The 16,276-nt window shown below is 73.3% G+C and carries 18 protein-coding genes; 9 read left to right on the forward strand and 9 right to left on the reverse strand.

Annotation, left to right across the window (positions count from 1 at the left end; translation table 11 throughout):
• Window positions 1-120 precede the first annotated feature (120 nt).
• From ACFWXO_RS18020 to ACFWXO_RS18030, 3 genes are all read right to left on the reverse strand, one after another.
• The gene (locus ACFWXO_RS18020; RefSeq protein ID WP_380524842.1) at window positions 121-810 is read right to left on the reverse strand and encodes an alpha/beta hydrolase; all 690 of its coding nucleotides are present in this window, start codon (window positions 808-810) and stop codon (window positions 121-123) included.
• Between the two features lie 154 nt (window positions 811-964).
• Window positions 965-2,473: a protein kinase gene (locus ACFWXO_RS18025; RefSeq protein ID WP_380524843.1), complete on the reverse strand. Its 1,509-nt coding sequence runs from the start codon at window positions 2,471-2,473 to the stop codon at window positions 965-967.
• 91 nt (window positions 2,474-2,564) lie between these two features.
• Window positions 2,565-2,882, reverse strand: coding sequence for an ArsR/SmtB family transcription factor (locus tag ACFWXO_RS18030; RefSeq protein WP_380524844.1), 318 nt, complete (start codon window positions 2,880-2,882; stop codon window positions 2,565-2,567).
• A gap of 144 nt (window positions 2,883-3,026) precedes the next feature.
• Here ACFWXO_RS18030 and ACFWXO_RS18035 point away from each other — a divergent pair, with 144 nt between their 5' ends.
• The 5 genes from ACFWXO_RS18035 to ACFWXO_RS18055 all read left to right on the forward strand — a co-directional run bounded on the left by ACFWXO_RS18035 (window position 3,027) and on the right by ACFWXO_RS18055 (window position 7,499).
• Window positions 3,027-3,398 (forward strand): hypothetical protein, encoded by a 372-nt coding sequence (locus ACFWXO_RS18035; protein ID WP_380524845.1) that lies wholly within the window; start codon window positions 3,027-3,029, stop codon window positions 3,396-3,398.
• Between the two features lie 63 nt (window positions 3,399-3,461).
• Complete coding sequence (locus ACFWXO_RS18040; RefSeq protein ID WP_380524846.1) at window positions 3,462-4,256, forward strand: DUF6215 domain-containing protein; 795 nt, start codon at window positions 3,462-3,464, stop codon at window positions 4,254-4,256.
• A gap of 200 nt (window positions 4,257-4,456) precedes the next feature.
• A complete protein-coding gene (locus tag ACFWXO_RS18045; protein WP_380524847.1) occupies window positions 4,457-5,956 on the forward strand; it encodes a PQQ-binding-like beta-propeller repeat protein in 1,500 nt (499 codons plus the stop codon).
• Window positions 5,957-5,998: 42 nt separating this feature from the next.
• Window positions 5,999-6,916 (forward strand): WD40 repeat domain-containing protein, encoded by a 918-nt coding sequence (locus tag ACFWXO_RS18050; RefSeq protein ID WP_380524848.1) that lies wholly within the window; start codon window positions 5,999-6,001, stop codon window positions 6,914-6,916.
• Between the two features lie 376 nt (window positions 6,917-7,292).
• The gene (locus ACFWXO_RS18055) at window positions 7,293-7,499 is read left to right on the forward strand and encodes a cold-shock protein (protein ID WP_375889879.1); all 207 of its coding nucleotides are present in this window, start codon (window positions 7,293-7,295) and stop codon (window positions 7,497-7,499) included.
• A 150-nt stretch (window positions 7,500-7,649) separates the two neighbouring features.
• Here the strand turns inward: ACFWXO_RS18055 and ACFWXO_RS18060 are convergent, their stop codons facing one another.
• From ACFWXO_RS18060 to ACFWXO_RS18080, 5 genes are all read right to left on the reverse strand, one after another.
• Window positions 7,650-9,674, reverse strand: coding sequence for a protein kinase (locus ACFWXO_RS18060; protein WP_380524867.1), 2,025 nt, complete (start codon window positions 9,672-9,674; stop codon window positions 7,650-7,652).
• Between the two features lie 16 nt (window positions 9,675-9,690).
• Window positions 9,691-9,849, reverse strand: coding sequence for a hypothetical protein (locus tag ACFWXO_RS18065; RefSeq protein WP_380524849.1), 159 nt, complete (start codon window positions 9,847-9,849; stop codon window positions 9,691-9,693).
• 103 nt (window positions 9,850-9,952) lie between these two features.
• Window positions 9,953-10,177 (reverse strand): DUF397 domain-containing protein, encoded by a 225-nt coding sequence (locus ACFWXO_RS18070; protein ID WP_380524850.1) that lies wholly within the window; start codon window positions 10,175-10,177, stop codon window positions 9,953-9,955.
• A gap of 60 nt (window positions 10,178-10,237) precedes the next feature.
• The gene (locus ACFWXO_RS18075) at window positions 10,238-10,471 is read right to left on the reverse strand and encodes a DUF397 domain-containing protein (RefSeq protein ID WP_380524851.1); all 234 of its coding nucleotides are present in this window, start codon (window positions 10,469-10,471) and stop codon (window positions 10,238-10,240) included.
• Complete coding sequence (locus ACFWXO_RS18080; protein ID WP_380524852.1) at window positions 10,468-11,304, reverse strand: helix-turn-helix domain-containing protein; 837 nt, start codon at window positions 11,302-11,304, stop codon at window positions 10,468-10,470. Before ACFWXO_RS18080 ends, ACFWXO_RS18075 begins: the two co-directional genes overlap by 4 nt.
• 182 nt (window positions 11,305-11,486) lie before the next feature.
• On the opposite strand from ACFWXO_RS18080, the gene ACFWXO_RS18085 reads away from it, so the two are divergent.
• The 3 genes from ACFWXO_RS18085 (at window position 11,487) to ACFWXO_RS18095 (ending at window position 13,557) form a co-directional block, all read left to right on the forward strand.
• Window positions 11,487-11,900 carry an ATP-binding protein gene (locus ACFWXO_RS18085; protein WP_375889867.1) on the forward strand — a complete coding sequence of 138 codons (414 nt, stop codon included), beginning with the start codon at window positions 11,487-11,489 and terminating at the stop codon, window positions 11,898-11,900.
• Window positions 11,901-11,934: 34 nt separating this feature from the next.
• Entirely contained in the window at window positions 11,935-12,660 is a 726-nt protein-coding gene (locus ACFWXO_RS18090) for a hypothetical protein (protein WP_380524853.1), read from the forward strand.
• Window positions 12,661-12,747: 87 nt separating this feature from the next.
• Window positions 12,748-13,557: an alpha/beta fold hydrolase gene (locus tag ACFWXO_RS18095; protein ID WP_375889862.1), complete on the forward strand. Its 810-nt coding sequence runs from the start codon at window positions 12,748-12,750 to the stop codon at window positions 13,555-13,557.
• Between the two features lie 65 nt (window positions 13,558-13,622).
• On the opposite strand, the gene ACFWXO_RS18100 is transcribed toward ACFWXO_RS18095, so the two are convergent.
• On the reverse strand, window positions 13,623-14,615 hold the full coding sequence (locus ACFWXO_RS18100; protein ID WP_380524854.1) for a helix-turn-helix domain-containing protein: 993 nt from the start codon (window positions 14,613-14,615) through the stop codon (window positions 13,623-13,625).
• Window positions 14,616-14,795: 180 nt separating this feature from the next.
• Between ACFWXO_RS18100 and ACFWXO_RS18105 the strand changes: the two genes are divergently transcribed.
• Window positions 14,796-16,181, forward strand: coding sequence for an alpha/beta fold hydrolase (locus ACFWXO_RS18105; RefSeq protein ID WP_380524855.1), 1,386 nt, complete (start codon window positions 14,796-14,798; stop codon window positions 16,179-16,181).
• The last annotated feature ends 95 nt before the right edge of the window (window positions 16,182-16,276 follow it).

Below are 16,276 nucleotides of genomic sequence, written 5' to 3' on the forward strand. Positions count from 1 at the left end.
CACCCCCGTGGCGCCGCGCGCAAACCCCGCACCCCGGGTTGCGGGGTCCGCCCCGGCCGAGGGCCGGGGGGGGCCGGGGCGGCCCGCGGGACGCCGGACGGCCGGGGAGCCCGCCCCCGGCTACGCCCGGGCCGGCAGCCGGGTGCAGACCGCACCCGTCGCCAGCGGCGCGGCCTCGGCGCCCAGCACCGTGAGGGCGAAGTCCGTGATCAGCGCATTGATGTCGGCGCTCTGCCGGACCAGGTAGTGGCTCCCGCCGGGCACCTCGTACCGCGCGAGGTCGGGCGCGACCTCCCGGGCGCGCAGCGCGTACTCCAGGGACTGGGCGGCGTTGGCCGCGCTGTGGTCGGCGGTGCCGTGCACGATCAGTACCCGCCGCCCGGCGAGCTGGTCGACCCGGTCGCCGGTGGGCAGCCAGGGGGCGAGCCCGGCCACCCCGACGACGTTCGGGTGCCCCGCGCACCAGAACGCGGCCCGCCCGCCGAGCGAGTTGCCGATGAGCAGCACCGGCACGCCCGGGTAGCGGCGGTCGAGTTCGTCGAGCGCCCAGCGGGTGTCGACCGCGGTGTCGGCGTCGGCGCCGTTCCAGCCGCTGTAGCGGTAGTGCAGCAGGTGCACCGCCAGCCCGTGCGGACGGCCGCGGTCGGTGAGTTCGGTGGCGAGACCCTGGAGGCCGAGTTCGGCGATCCGCAGTGGTCCGCGCTTGCTCCGGAGGAACCCGCCGGGCAGCAGCAGGGCGACGCCGGAGACCGGTCCGTCGCCCTCCCACGGGGTGAGCTGTGCGGTGTGCGGGCGCTGCGCTCGGAACACGCCGGTCCTTCCTGGTGGACGGTCGGGGGTGACGGTCTGGGGTGGTGGTGTCCGGATGGGGACAGCCGGATTCTACGGTTCCGGCGGCGGGTCGCGGTGTGTGAGGAGCGCCCGCGGGGTCCAGCCGCTCACCCGGGTACGGGCGGGAGTTGGTCTACTCGCCGGGCCGCTCGCGGTCCGCCCCCGACCCGTTCCGCCCGGCCGCCCGGGAGCGGTTCCCGAGCAGCTCCTGCACGCTCGGGAGCCGCCGCCGCTGCTGTGCGGGCGGGGCGATCGGCTGCTGCCGGGGCTCCGGGGCCGGGCCGAGCCCGACCTTGGCCGCTGCGTCGGCCAGGAAGTCCGAGGCCTGCCGTCGGGCGTTGTCCACGCTGTGCCGCAGCTGCTCGGCGTCGCCGCGGAGCTTGTCGGCCTGGCGGCTCAGCAGGTCGTCGCGCTGCTCGGTTCCGCCGCGCTGTTCGGTCCCGCCGCGCTGTTCGGTCCCGCCGCGCTGCTCGGTCCCGCCGCGCTGCTCGCTCCCGCCGAGCCGCTGGAGGCCGGCCGCGGCCCGGGCGGCGGATTCGCGTTCGAGCTGCTCGCCGCGGGCCCGGGCGTCGGCGATGATCTGCTGCGCCGCGGATTCGGTGAGGGTCCGGATCTCGGCCATGTCCTGCTCGGCCTGGCGGCGGAGGAAGGCGGCCTCGGCCTCGAACTGCTCGCGGAGCCGGGCGACTTCCGTGCGGGCGCGGTCGAGCAGGGCGTCCGCCTCCTGGCGGCGGGCCAGGACGTACGGGTCCGGTTCGGCGGTGCGGGCGTCCAGGAGGGTGGGCCGGTGCCCGGCGGTCCGCGGCGGTTCGGCGATCCGGCGCAGGCGTTCGGCGACGCCGTCGGCCTCGGCCGGTCGGTGGGCCGGGTCCTTGGCGAGCAGGTCCAGCACCAGGGCGTCGAGTTCGGCCGGCAGTCCGGGCCGCAGGGCACCGGGGGCGGTCGGCGGGACCTCGCCGTGCATCCGGATCAGCTCGTACAGGGTGCCGCTGAACGGCGGGCGGCCGGTGAGGAGTTCGTGCAGCAGGCAGCCGAAGGCGTAGAGGTCGGAGCGGGCGTCGAGGGGGCGGTTCTCGAAGCGCTCGGGGGCCATGTAGGCGGGGGTGCCGACGATCACGTTGGTGCTGGTGACGCCGTCGTCGGCGGTGCCGGTGCGGGCGATGCCGAAGTCGACCACCTTGACCGCACCGGCGGACTGGACCATCACGTTGGCCGGCTTGACGTCCCGGTGGACGACCCCGGCCCGGTGCGCGGTGGCCAGTGCCCCGGCGATCTGGGCGGCCCAGTCGAGGGCCAGGGGCAGCGGTGGCGGCCCGGCGGCCAGGTGGCGGCTGAGCGGGGCGCCGTCGAGCAGTTCCATGACCAGGAAGAACACCGGGCGGTCGGCGGTGCGGTGCTGCCCGAAGTCGTGCACGGTGACGATGGACGGGTGGTTGAGCGCGCCGGCGGTGGCCACCTCCCGGGCGAACCGGGCGGCGTCCTTTCCGGAGCCGGCACCACCGGAGGCGCCGGGGAGCAGCACCTTGACGGCGACGAGGCGTCGGATGCGCGCGTCGCGGGCCTTCCAGACCGCGCCGAAGGCGCCCTCGCCGATCTGCTCGACCAGTTCGTACCGCCCGTCGAGTACCTCGCCCGGCTGCATCCCCCGCCCCTTCCGCGCTCCGGCGCCCGTGCCCCGGTCCGGCGCCCGTGCCCCGGTCCGCTTCAACCTACCCCGGGGGCAAGGGCGTTCGTCACCCGGTGTGGGCGGGCGTCAGTTCGGCCAGGACGGCGCCGAGCAGGCCGGGGAGGCGGGCGTCGAGCGCGTCGCGGCGGAGTGTGACCAGGCGGGCCTTGCCGCTGGTGCGGACGGTGACCAGGCCGGCCTCGCGCAGGATCCGCCAGTGGTTGGAGAGGGTCGACTTGGGGACGGTGAGCCCCTCGGGGCTGCAGGTGGTCTCGCCCTCCTCGGCGAGGCGGCGGACGAGTTCGAGCCGGACCGGGTCGCCGAGGGCGTGCAGGACGGTGGCGAGGTCGAAGTCCTCGGGGTGGGGCTGGGGCAGGGTCCGCATCTGGGTCCTCGGGTTCCTCGGGTTCCTCGGTGGCTCCGGCCGGCCCTGGCGGTGGGGCGGCGCGCTGTCTAGTATCTCAGTTCGACAGTTCGGGAAAGCCGAACTGATCTTGGTGGTCGAGTGGATCCTCCGGAGGTTGTGACGATGAAGGTGCTGGAGACTCTGGCCCGGGTCTACGTGGACGACCTGGAGGCCGCCCTGCCCACGCTGTGCGAACTCACCGGCGAGCGCGAGGGGTTGCGCTTCCCGTACGCCGGGGTGGAGGTCGCGCGGATCGGCGGTCTGCTGGTCGTCGCGGGCCCGGAGGAGGCGGTGGCGCGCTTCCGCAGGGTGCAGAGCACGCTGCTGGTCGACGACCTGGACGGCCTCGGGCCGCTGCTGGCCACCCTGGGGGGCGAACTGCTGGACGGCCCCAACGAGGTGCCGACCGGCCGCAACGCGACCGTCCGGCACCCGGGCGGGGCGGTGTTCGAGTACGTCGAGTTCGTGAAGGACCGGCCGGTCTTCGCGGACTGACGCGACGTCGGGGCCGGGGAAATTGCCGGTGCGGACGGGCGTTTCCGGGGGTAGGGTCCGCCGGTGACTGGTGATCGTGGGGGAATCGTGGAGGCCGGCAGCACCGGGCCGGAGCCGGAGCCGGAGCCGGAACCCGGGCCGGAGGCAGGGTCTGAGGCGGAGGCAGAACCCGGCGTCGGCCCCGGCCCCGGCCCCGGAGCCGACGGCCGGGCGCCGCGGGTGGGCGTGCAGGTCGCCCTCGCGGTCGTCCTGGTGGGGGCGCTGTTCGCCGGCCTCTGGTACCTGACCGGGGACGGCCGGGGCTTCGGGCCGAGCAACACGCCGGCGAAGTGCAGTCCGGCGAAGCCGACGGACTCGGCCAGGTACCCGGCGCTGTGCGCCGCGCTCAACCGCCCCGACCTGCCGGTGCTGATGGGCGTGCCGAAGGAGCGGGTGCTGGTGGCGCAGGCCGGGATGACGCTGAGCGGCGGGTCGGCCCTGGACAAGGACGCCTACGGTGCGGCGGAGGTGCAGTTCGGCGAGCTCTACGTCCAGCTCGCCGACAGCGCGGACGTCGACGTGGACGACTACGCCCGGCTGTACCCGCCGGCGGACCCGCGCGCACCCGTCCTCGGGCACAAGGCGATGTTCTACCGCACCCCCACGATGACGTTCTCCTTCGCCCTCGGCGGCGGCAAGTCCACCGCGGGCACCGGCGCCCCCGCCCACGCGCTCGCCGTCGCGAAGAACCCGGACGGGACGGGCGGCAGCTTCGAGGTGAGTGCCTGGCGCAAGGACTCGCTGCCGGTCGACGACGCCGCCCTCTACCGCCTCGCCGAGGCGGTGCTGCCGGGCCTCCCGGGCTGGGAGGCGGGCTGACCGGTCGTAAGCGCCGCAGGTGTGGGCGGCTGGTGGGGCGGTGGGGCGCGATTCGTCACGATCGCGCCGGTCCGGGCCTCCCATGTGCAGGGAAGGACGTGGTTTTCCCTGCTCTTTGTTCAGGATCTTGCCCCGTTCTGCGACGATCCGATGATCGACGTCCCACTGCGGGGGCGGCGCTTCGCAGGGGAGAGACGGGCATGGCCGAGCGGCCCGAGGACAGCGTCGTCCGGGCAAGGACGAGGTGGGCAGCCAGGTTCGCCGAGCACCGGGAGACCGGGGCGGTACTGACCGGCGGTGTGCTGGGGGCCATGTTCGCGAGCATGGGCCTGGCCGTGCTGTTCGGCCCCGCGAACGGGTTCGGCGGCGACAGCCTGGGCTACCTGGGCGCCGTCAGCATCCTCGGCCTGCTGCCCTGCGGCGCCGGCTTCGTCTGGGCGCTGATCCACCCCAGGCGCGGGCTGCCCGCGGCGGCGGTCGGCGCCGTGCTGGGGCTGGCGATCTTCCTCGGCTTCGCCGGGGACGGCCTCAACGACGCCTGGCGGGCCCCGGCGGACCGTCCGTCCACCGTCCGCGCGGTCGGCAGCTGGACCAGCGGCAGCCTGGTGGTGCGGGTCCGCCCCGACCAGGTGGTCGCCTACCGCAGCAGCGGGGGAGCGGTCGCCTGGCAGTGGACGCCGCCCGGCGCCGACTCCGTGTGCACGATGAGCCGGGGGATCGGCGCGGGCGGCATCGGCCTGGTCGGGCACTCCCCGCACGGCAAGCCCTGCGCGGCGGTCACCTCGCTGGACCTCGCGGACGGCAAGCAGGGCTGGACCGCCACTGTGAACGCACCCGCCCGGGACGGCGACACCGCGGACTCCGACCTCGTCGCGGTGGCGGGCGCCCAGGCCGTGCTGCAGGGCACCGACGGCTGGCGCGCCGTCCGGCTGACCGACGGCCGGGAGCTGTGGCGCAGCGCGCCCGACACCGGGTGCACCCCGGTCGAGGTCGCGGGCGCGGACCAGGACGTGGTGACGGCCGCGGAGTGCGGTGACGGGACGGCGGTCGTGCACACCCTGGCGTCCGGGGACGGGCAGGGGCGGACGCGGGCTGCCATGCCGGCCGAGGGCGGGCTCAAGAACTTCATGGTGGTCTCCGTCGACCCGCTCGTGGTCTGGGTCGACGCCCAGGCCGAGCGCGGCACCCACGCGGTGTTCAGCTTCGACCGGACGGGTCGCCAGCGGGCGTCGATCGCGGTCTCCGGCGGCGAGTACGACCTCGACGTGATGCTGGGCGGCGTCCACGCCTTCGACGAGTTCACCGCCCGGCCGCTGCTCGGCGCGGTGGTGGTCGGGGACCTGTTCATCGTGCCGGGGGAGCGGCAGGGCGACGTCAGTATCAGCGGCGGCCCGCACCCGAGCCGCACCGCCACCGGGCGGCTGGTCGCGTACTCCCTCGCGGACGGCACCAAGCAGTGGACGGCGGGCCTGGACGACCAGGTGACGGGCGTGCTGGTCGACGGGACGTCGGTGTGGGCGATGACCCGCGACCGGCTGGCCCGGATCGACGCGGCGACCGGCCGGCAGAGCCGCGAACTGGACGTCAACGACACCTCCTCGCTCTACCCGGTGGACCTGTCGGCGGCCGGCCGGGAGGAGTTCACGGTCGTCGCCGAGGACGGCACCAGGGACGAGCCGCCGGTCCGCGGCATGGGCTGAGAGGGCCGGACGTGACCCGAGGGCGCGGCTACTGTGCCGGTCATGTCTGATGATCTGCGGGACATCCGCCCGGGTGCTGAATCCTCCGTACCGTGGGGCGTCGAGCGGGCCACCGGCTCCCCGCCCGACCGCTCCGTGCGTCGTATCGCGACCGGCCACACCGAACCGCTGCTGGCGGTGGCGACGGCGGTGGTCGACGGCCGTCCCCTGGCGGTCACCGGCAGTTGCGACCGGACCGCGCGGGTCTGGGACCTGACCACCGGCCGGCAGATCTGCCCACCCCTCGCCGCCCACACCGGCGAGGTGTGCGCGGTGGCGACGGCGGTGGTCGACGGCCGCCCTGTGGCGGTCACCGGCAGTTGCGACCGGACCGCGCGGGTCTGGGACCTGACCACGTGCGAGCAGGTCGGCGAGCCGCTCACCGGCCACGCGGCCGCGGTGGCGGCCGTGGCGACGGCGGTGGTCGACGGCCGCCCCGTCGCGGTCACCAGCGGCGGGGACGAGACGGTGCGGGTGTGGGACCTGACCACGTGCGAACAGATCGGTGAGCCGCTCACCGGCCACACCTCGGCCGTGTTCTCGGTGGCGACGGCGCTGCTCGACGGCCGCCCCGTGGCGGTCACCGGTGGTCACGACGGGACGGTGCGGGTGTGGGACCTGACCGCGTGCGAGCAGGTCGGTGAGCCGCTCACCGGCCACGACGGCTGGGTGCTGTCGGTGGTCACGACGACGATCGGAGGCCGCCCCCGCATCGTCAGCGGAGGCGAGGACTGGACGCTCCAGGTGTGGGATCCGACGACGGTCAGGCGCGTCGGCGACCCGGTGGTCGGCCATGCCGACAAGGTGCGGGCGATGGCGACCGCGGTGCTGGACGGCCGCCCCCATGTGATCTCCGGCAGCCAGGACGGGATGCTGCGCGTGTGGGACCTGGCCCCGAGCGGCCAGGTGGGTGAGCCGTAGCGGCCCGGCCCGTTGGTGAACGGGCCGGGCCGGGATGGTAGTTGGGTGTACGGCAGCGCGGCAGGATCTGGGGCGGGGGGCCGTGTCGGGCGGGAGAGGTCCGCGGGGGCGGGGACTCTGCGGGCCCCCTTGTTCCGCAGGGCGGAGCGCGGGTCCGGGCGCCGGTGCCGTCCGTCGGGGGGCGGGCATGTGCGGTGTCTCGGTGCGGGCCGGCCTCCGGGCTCTCCGCAGGACAGGCTTGGGTGCGGGATCTACGGTGGAACCGGGTAGCCGCTCTTTGCCGAATTAGTGTCCACGTCGGTTCTTGTCGGCGAGTCTTCCGGCACCGGCTTCGTCCGACCTGGCGAAGCGCAGCCTCGTTCTCCCAGGAGGGGTTATGGCTACTGGGACAGTCAAGTGGTTCAACGCCGAGAAGGGCTTCGGATTCATCGAGCAGGACGGCGGTGGTCCGGACGTGTTCGTGCACTACTCGAACATCGACAGCCAGGGCTTCCGTGAACTGGTGGAAGGCCAGAGGGTCGAGTTCGACATCACCCAGGGCCAGAAGGGACCGCAGGCCGAACGCGTCCGCCTCGCAGGGTGACGGGTCGGCCCGGGCCCGCCCTGGGGCCGGAGCCAGGCGAGCCCGGGCCCGCCCGGGCCGACACGCGGGAGGACATGATGAGCGTTCGGCACACCCTGAACATCATGGACTGGCACGAGGACGGCTCCTCGACCTGGCTGCGCTGGGCCGTCAGCGCGGATCAGATGAGGATGGTCCGGGACCTCCTCGACCGGGCGCCGGACGCCGAGGGCGTCGTGACCCCGGAACAGGCGGACCAGGCACGCGCGGCCGCCGATCGGTGGCTGACCTGCGCGAACCAGGACTGGTCACCCCCGGGGTGAGGTCACACCGGAGTCGGTGCGGGGCAGCGGACACCGCCCTCTCGCGCCGTCTTCTCGCGCTCACGGCCGTTTCGTGGTGCCGAACCTCGGGCCGGGAAGGTTCAGCACCGACCCGTCGTGGTGTGGCGACCACCAGAGCGGGCTTGACGCCGAACGTCACCAGCCGTGCGGCGACGGCCCGTTCGCCGAGCCCGGGCAGTTCGGCGACGACCTGGCGTTGGTTCAGGTCCCAGACCCGGATGGCGCCGTCGAGGACGTGAACCACGACGACCCGCCGGAGGAAGTCGTACACCAGGGCCAGTTCCCCGGACTGTTCGCCCCCGGCCGTGGCGATCGGCAGGCGGCCGAGTTCCGTGCCGGTGGCCGTCTCGTGGACGGCGACGGCGTCCGGGCCGGACACGCAGGCCAGCGTGCCCGAGGTGCTGAGGGCGAGGCCGGTCACCACCGGGCTGCCGCCGAAGGCGTGCAGGACCCGGCCGTTCGACCCGTCCCAGGCGACGGCACCGGCCGGGGCCCGGCCCGTGCCGTCGCCCCAGCCGATCACGATGCCCTCGGCGGCGGACAGCAGCTGCCGGGGGAGCGTGCCGCCCGCGAAGCGCAGGCGACGGTTCGGTCCCGTCAGGGCGAAGGGTGGTACGCCCGGCCCGGCCAGGGCGATCGCCCGTATGCCCTGGTGCGGGAACGCGGCGCCGGTGGTGTACGGCTGCGACTCGTCCGGTGCGTCCAGTGCGTCCAGTGGTCGGCCGAGGACGGGTGCCTGCCCCCGCAGATCGGCCTCGACGAGGACCTGCCGGGGCCCCTGGGAGGACGGGTCCGGCATCCGCTGCAGGACGGTCAGGGCCGTGGTGTCCGGCCCGTCCGCCAGCACCACCCCCTCGTCCGGGCCGAACAGCCCGGGCACCGGCAGGGCCGGCGACAGCCTCATCAAGCCGTGGACCTCCACCGACGACCAGAGCCGCCCCAGGGCCTGCCCGCGCAGGCACACCGCCAGTGCGGGTGAGCCCTGGGCGCGGACCGGCTGCAACCACGCCTGCTCGACGACCTGTTCGGGCGTGCAGGTGAACAGCGGCCGCAGGGCCGCCAACGAGGTCGGGCCCTGGACCGGCGGGTGGTTCGGCGGAGGCGGAAGCGGAGGCGAAGGCGAAGACGGAATCGGGTTCGGGTTCGGGCTCGGGACGTGGTCGACCCTCGTCGGTACGACCACGGTCGGGGTGTAGCCCGGCAGCGGGCTCCGGAGGCTGCGGCGCAGCGAGTCGGCCGTCGCGAGCGCGTCCGGGCGCAGCGCCGGGTCCTTGCTCAGCAGCGCCCCCAGCAGATCGGCCAGTGGCCCGGCGTTCCTGAACGGCGCGGGCTGCTGGGTGAGGATCGAGACGTACAGCGCCGTCAGCGTCGTCGCGTCGAACGGGCGGCGGCCCTCGACGATCGTGTACAGCGTCGCGCCCAGCGACCACATGTCGCTGGCGGGCGCGGCCTCGACGCCCTCCAGTTGCTCGGGCGACATGTAGTGCGGGGTGCCGATCGCAACGCCGGTGCGGGTGAGTTGGGTGGTGGCGTCCAGGAGCCGGGCGATCCCGAAGTCGGCGATGACGGCGCGGTCGCCGGCGAGCAGGACGTTCTCCGGCTTCAAGTCGCGGTGCACGACGCCGGCGGCGTGTGCGTGGGCGAGTGCGTCGGCCATGGCGGCGCCGAGTTCCGCGACCCGGCGCCAGTCCATGGCCCCGCGTTCGCGGACCTCCTCACCGAGGGAGGAACCGCGGACCAGCTCCATGACGATCCACGGGATGCCGCCGTCGGTGATGACGTCGTGGACGGTGATCACCCCGTCGTGCCGCAACCGGGCCGCGACGCGGGCCTCGCGCATCGCCCGCTCCACCAACTCGCGTCGCTCCTCAGGGGGGGAGGTCGTCCGGGAGCATCAGCTCCTTGAGCGCGACGACCCGGTCGAGGTTGGCATCGTGGCCACCCCACACCCGGCCCATCCCGCCCCGCCCGATCAACCGGTCGAGCCGGTACCGGCCGCTGACCACGTATCCCACCCCGATAGACATGCGGGTCACTGTAGGCAATGCCTGATCGACGGGCGAGCCGCACGGGGAGTCGGCCCGCGCCCCTGTCCGGCCCGTTGGTGAACGGGCCGGGCTGGAGGAGCAGTTAGGCGGTGAAGCGGGGGTCGCGGGCCTCGATGGCCTGGACGAAGGCGGTCCACTCGCTGTGGTTGAAGGCGAGGTGGGGGCGGTGGGGGTTCTTGTCGTCGCCGAGCCAGACGTCGCCGTTGTCGAACCGGGCGATGATCACGCAGTTGCCATTGGAGTCCCCGGAGAAGGGGGACTTGACCCATTCGGCGTCGGCAGGGTCGTGCGCGTAGGGGTCGTGCATGAGACCTCCCGTTGGGCAGCGGCCCGGCCCGTTGGTGAACGGGCCGGGCAGGGGGAGCAGTTAGGCGGTGAAGCGGGGGTCGCGGGCTTCGATGGCCTGGGTGAAGGCGGTCCACTCGCTGTGGTTGAAGGCGAGGTGGGGGCGGTTGGGGTTCTTGTCGTCGCCGAGCCAGACGTCGCCGTTGTCGAACCGGGCGATGATCACGCAGTCGCCGTTGTCATCGCCGGAGAAGGGGGACTTGACCCACTCGGCGTCAGCGGGATCGTGGGAGTAGGGGTCGTGCTTGCTGATCACGTCAACTCTTCCAACTTGTGCTCAAGTGTGGTGATGGTGTCCTCCGGCGACAGGGAGTGTCGCTTGAGCCGAGCGAAGGCGCGTTCGGCTCGTCGCACATCGCGTCCCGACCTACGCGGGAGCATACCTCCGACGGCTTCGACGAAGACGAAGCTCTCTTCGCCGGAGAAGTGCATCAGCGTGAGGCCGGAAGAGAAGATCGCTTGACGTCCTGCGCTCAGCGGAACCATGCGCAGGGTCACGTTCGACTGCTGTGCCACCTCTATGACATGACGGATCTGACCGGCCAGGATGTCGCGATCGCCGCCGACCAGCAGAGCGACCTCGCCGAAGTACGCCTCCAGGTTGATCCGGGGTTCTTCGGTCAGCCGCCGTTGGCGTAGGACTCGGATCTCTGCGGCGGCTTCACTCTGGTCGTCGCTGAGGCCGTCGAGACCGGCGGCGATCACCTCTCGCGCATAGCTCTCGGTCTGGAGCAGACCGGGGAACGCGGACAGGTAGTAGTCGAGCATGTGTGTCGCATCGGCTTCGAGTCCGAGGAACTCCGCGAAAGCGGCGCCGATGGTGTCGGCGAACTCGTGGTCCTCCCACCAGTGTTTCGAAGGACCGTCGGTGGCGAGATGCTCGATCTCGGCGCGGTCATCCCCGGTGATTCCGCAGTGGTCCAGATAGGCGGCCAAGTCGGCGGCGCTCACTGGTAGACGGGCTCGTTCGATCTTGCTCAGCCGAGCCGGATTCCAGCCTCTCAAGCCGGTGGTGACGTCGGCCAGCGTCTTGTTGTTCTCCAGCCGCCACTGCCGCAGTTCTTCTCCGAGGCGGATGTTCCTGATCACTGACGGGTCCGTGCCCAACGCTGCCCTCCCTTGGGTGTGGGTCCAGTCTAGCCGCGTTCAAGATCAACTAATTTGTTTCCTCTTTGGAGCTGTTTGGGTTGCAAACTCAAATCGAACTCCTCCACACTCAACGTGACCGCACGGACACGTAACTGACGTCGTGTCGAAGCGAAGGGGCACCCATGTCCGCGTTGAGCACACCTCTCCTCCGCACCTCCGAGCTCACCCTCACCGAGCACTCCACCTCGGTCCGCATCGCCCGGCGCCACATCCGCAACCAGCTCGGCCTCTGGGGCTACTGCGGCGACAAGGTCGACGACCTCGTCCTCATCGGCTCCGAGCTCGTCACCAACGCCGTCGTCCACGCCTGCCAGGGCGACGGCGAAGTCCGCCTCTACCTCCAGGAGTTCAGCGGCGACTGCCGGCTCGAAGTCTGGGACCCGCGCTTCGACCTGCCGCTCCAGAAGCCCCGCCTGCGCCGCTTCAACGAGGGCGGCCGGGGCATCCAGCTCGTCCGCGAACTCTCGCTCGACTTCGGCGTCGTCGTCCGCCGGGGTTCGGGCAAGCGCGTCTGGGCGCGCGTCCTCCTCACCTGACCTCCCTACGAACCTGCAAGGAAGTCCACCCGCCATGCACCCCGCCGCGATCGCCTTCCGCAACCCCGCCGCCCTGCACGCCCGTTGCGACTACGGCCGCCCCCGCCGCCTCTACTTCGAGCCCGACTACGAGACCGGCGCCGCCGTCCCCGACCCCACCGCCTGGGAGCCCCTCCCCGGCGGCTACCCCGAGCGGTTCGCCCCCGGCTACTTCACCCCCGCCTCCGGTCTGGTCGAGCTGTTCCGGCTCCCCGACACCGTCACCGACCGCGACACCCTCGCCGCGCTGGTCGAGACCCTCGGCGATCCGCACCCCGTCACCCTCGGTGACGCCGACGACCCGCCCGGGCAGTCCACCACCCACGTCCTCCCCGAGTCCGGCCGGCGCCCCGGCCTCCACATCGACAACCACCAGAACCTCCCCTACGGCGAGCGCCGGAAGGCTCGCCGACGACTCTGCGTGAACCTCGGGCCCGGCCCCCGCTACCTCCTCCTCGCCGACACCGACATCCTGACCATCTGCCGCTGCGTCCAGGAGCGCTACGAGGAGCACCGCCCCTCCACCGACGATCTGCGCATGTACCTCGCGCTGCACCGCCCGCTGCGCCTGCTCCGCCTGCGCATCGACCCCGGCGAGGGCTGGTTCGCGCCCACCTCCTTCCTCCCCTACGACGAGTCCACCGAGGGCCTGGCCCTGCCCTCCTCCACCTCCTCCTGGCTCGGTCACTGGGAGCCGCACCTCTTCGAGTCCCCGATCTGAGCGATCCGGCCGATCTGACCGATCTGTCCGTTCCGCGCGCCTGTGTCAGGCTGGTGAGGGAGCACCGCCGACATCGGGAGGCTCGTGATGGCCGAGATCAGGGTGAACGGGGTCGGGCTGCACTACGAGGCCCAAGGCGAAGGCCCCGGTGTCGTCCTGGTGCACGGCTCGTGGACCGACGCGGACTCCTGGGCCCGGGTGGTGCCGGGCCTTGCCGAGTCCACCACCGTCGTCGCCTACGACCGCCGGGGCCACAGCCGCAGCGAGGACCCGCTGACCCAGGGCTCGGTGCACGAGGACGCCGCCGACCTGGCCGGGCTGATCGAGGGCCTCGGCCTCGCGCCGGCCTTCGTCTGCGGGAACTCGTACGGCGCGCTGATCGCGCTGCGGCTCGCCTCCGCCCGGCCCGACCTGCTGCGGGGGATCGCCGTGCACGAGCCGCCGGGCACCGGCGTCCTGCTCACCGACCCGGAGCTGCGGCCGATCGCCGCCGCCCTCGCCGTCCGGATCGCCGCCGTCCGGGAGCTGCTGGAGCAGGCGGAGTCGGCCGCGGCGGCGGAGCTGTTCGTGGAGACGGTCGCCTTCGGGCCGGGGGCGTGGGCCCAGTTGCCCGCACCGGTGCGGCACACCTTCATCCGCAACGCCCCGACCTACCTGGACGAGTTGCGGGACCCGGACGCGCTGGATCTGGACCTGACCGCGCTCGGCGACTTCACCGAGGCCGTGCTGCTCACGCAGAGCGACGACAGCCCGCCGATGTACGGCGAGGTGCTGGACATCATCGACCTCACCCTCGCGAAGGCGGAACGGCACCTCTACCAGGGCGCCGGTCACGCTCCGCACCTGTCGCAGCCGGAGGAATGGGTGCGGGTGGTGCTCCCGCGCGCATTGGTGTGAAACGGACCTGAGGGGCGCGAAATCGGGAGCACACGCCCGCTCATGCGCCCTTCGCGGTGCGCTCCTCAGGGCGCCGTCACCAGCTCCTCCCCGCGCGGCGTCCGCCGGTACAGCACCTCCCGCCCGCTGCGGACCCGGCTGACCAGCCCCGAGCGGTGCAGCACCCCCAGGTGGTAGGAGACCGTTCCGGCGCTGAGGAAGTGCCGGGCGGCCAGCGCCGCGGTGGTCGCCGGGTCGACCAGTGCGGCCAGCAGGTCCGCCCGGGTGGGCCCGACCAGCTGGGCCAGGGCGGGCGCGGGTGTCCGGGGCGCGGGCACGGACGGTGTGATCGGGTACATCAGCGTCGGCGCCCGGTGGCAGCCGTCGACCGTGTCGAGGATGACGTGGATCGAGCGGCTGACCAGCGTCGGCATCAGCAGCACCATGCGGGCCGGCAGGTTCACCTCGAAGCGGCTCTCCAGCTGGATCATCCCGTTCGACCAGGAGAGTTCCGGGGAGAGCGAGTTGAACAGCGAACCGGTGCCGTACCGGGCGACGTGCCGGCCGCGCTGGTCGATCTCGGCGTCCAGCACCGCGCGGGCGTCCGGCCAGTACGGGGCGACCGCCAGCTCCCAGTACCGGCCCAGCTCGTCCGCGACCCGCTCGGCGAAGTGGCGCGGGCCGCGCCGCAGCGTGCGCAGCACCACGTCCGGCAGCGGCCGGCCGGCCAGGTTGGCGGCGGGCAGCCCGTGGCGGACGGTGTCCAACTCGGCCAGCACCCGCTCCGGGTCGGCGCGGCGGACGGCCGTCAGCTGCTCGGCGATCGTCGGGTCCGGGCCGGTCGGGTGCGGGGCGAGGAAGTCGGGGAGGTAGCCGCCGGCCCGCTCCAGCGCCAGCCCGGACAGCAGCTCCAGCCCCTCCCGGCGCAGCACCCGGCGGGTCCGGCCGACCCAGGCGTACGGGCCGGTGCGGGAGTTGAGCGCGGAGGCGGCCATCAGGGTGTTGACCGCCTCGTGCAACGGGGAGACGACGAACCGGGTGCGGGCGAGCCCGGTCGAGTCGATCGTGAGCCGGATCATGCCGTCCACCCCTCTGCCGGCCGGCCGGAACGGTCGGCTTTGTCGCCCTTTCGGTCGTCAACCCTTCGACCCTGGTCGAATCCTGACACGAATGCTCGCCATCGAAGTCGCCCGGGCGCAGGCTTCTCCCGTGACCGCGTCAGCACGGACGCGGCGCGAGCGGAAGGAACCCCGACGAACATGACGAGCACGCGCGGCCGCATCGCCGCCCTGCTGGGCGCCGTCGCGGTGGTCGCCGGCACCACCCTGGCCGGCCCCGCCGTCGCCGCCCCGGCCGAACCACCGGGCCACGGCGGCGTCACCGGGCAGGCACCCTGCCAGGGCGCGCCCGAATTCACCTGCGGAACCCTCACCGTGCCGCTCGACCACAGCGGCCGGACCCCCGGCACCCTCCAGCTCGACGTGGCGATGACCGGCAACGCCGACGCCCCCAAGGGCGACCTGGTGTTCCTCGCCGGGGGCCCCGGCCAGCCCGGCGTCCCGCTGATCCGCCGGATCGCGAGCAAGCTGGAACCCGTCCTCAAGGACTACCGCCTGATCATGTACGACCAGCGCGGCACCGGCGAGCGGGCCCTCCAGTGCCCCGGCCTCCAGGAGGACATGGGCTCCTCCGACCTCGCCGTACCCCGCAAGCAGTCCATCGCCGACTGCGCCACCGCCCTCGGCCCGAACGCCCGCTACTACAGCAGCGCGGACACCGTCGCCGACATCGACCTGCTGCGCCAGGCCCTCGGCGACCGGCGGATCACCCTGGACGGCGTCTCCTACGGCACCTTCGTCGCCGAGCGCTACGCCCTCGCCCACCCGGCGCACGTCGACCGGCTGGTGCTCGACTCGGTCGTGCCGCAGGGCGGCTACGACCCGATGGACCTGATCGCGCTGCCCGCCACCGCCCGGGTGCTGCGCACCGCCTGCCAGGCCACCGGCTGCACCACCGACCCGGCCGCCGACCTCGCCACCACCGTGCAGAAGTACGGCAACGGCGCGCAGATCCTGGACGCGCTCACCAGCTACGAGTTCGCCGACCCCAACTACGGCGGGGTGCCGGAAGCCCTGCACGAAGCGGCCGGCGGCAACCCGCAGAAGCTCCAGTCCTTCATCGACGACGTCCACAAGAACGACGCCGCCCCGGCCGAACTGCTCAGCCAGGGCCTGCACGCCGCCACCCTGTGCGCCGACGGGCGCTACCCGTGGGGCTCCTCGGACACCCCCGTCGCGGGCCGCGCCGCCGCGCTGGAGCGCACCCGGAACAACCTGACGGCCGAGCAGACCTGGCCGTACGACCCGGCGACCGCGACCGGCCTCGGCAGCCTGCTGGTCTGCCTGGACTGGCCGCGCGAGCAGGTGCCGCCGCTGCCGCCGGCGCACCGCAAGCTGCCGAACGTGCCGGTGCTGCTGCTCGGCGGGGACCGGGACCTCTCCACCCCGTACGAGTGGCTGTACCAGCAGGCGAAGCTGACGCACGACCCGCAGGTCGTGATCGTCCCGGGGGCGGCGCACTCGGTGCAGACCCGGGCGGCCAACCCGGCGGGGCGGCAGGCGGTCTACGACTTCCTGCTCAAGTAGCCGGTTCCCGCTCAAGGAGCTGGTTCCCGCTCAAGGAGCTGGTTCCTGCTCAAGGAGCCGGAAGGCGGCGGGCCGTTCCGCACAGGGGACGGAAC

The sequence above is a fragment of the Kitasatospora sp. NPDC059088 genome, from assembly GCF_042738155.1.
Lineage (GTDB): Bacteria > Actinomycetota > Actinomycetes > Streptomycetales > Streptomycetaceae > Kitasatospora.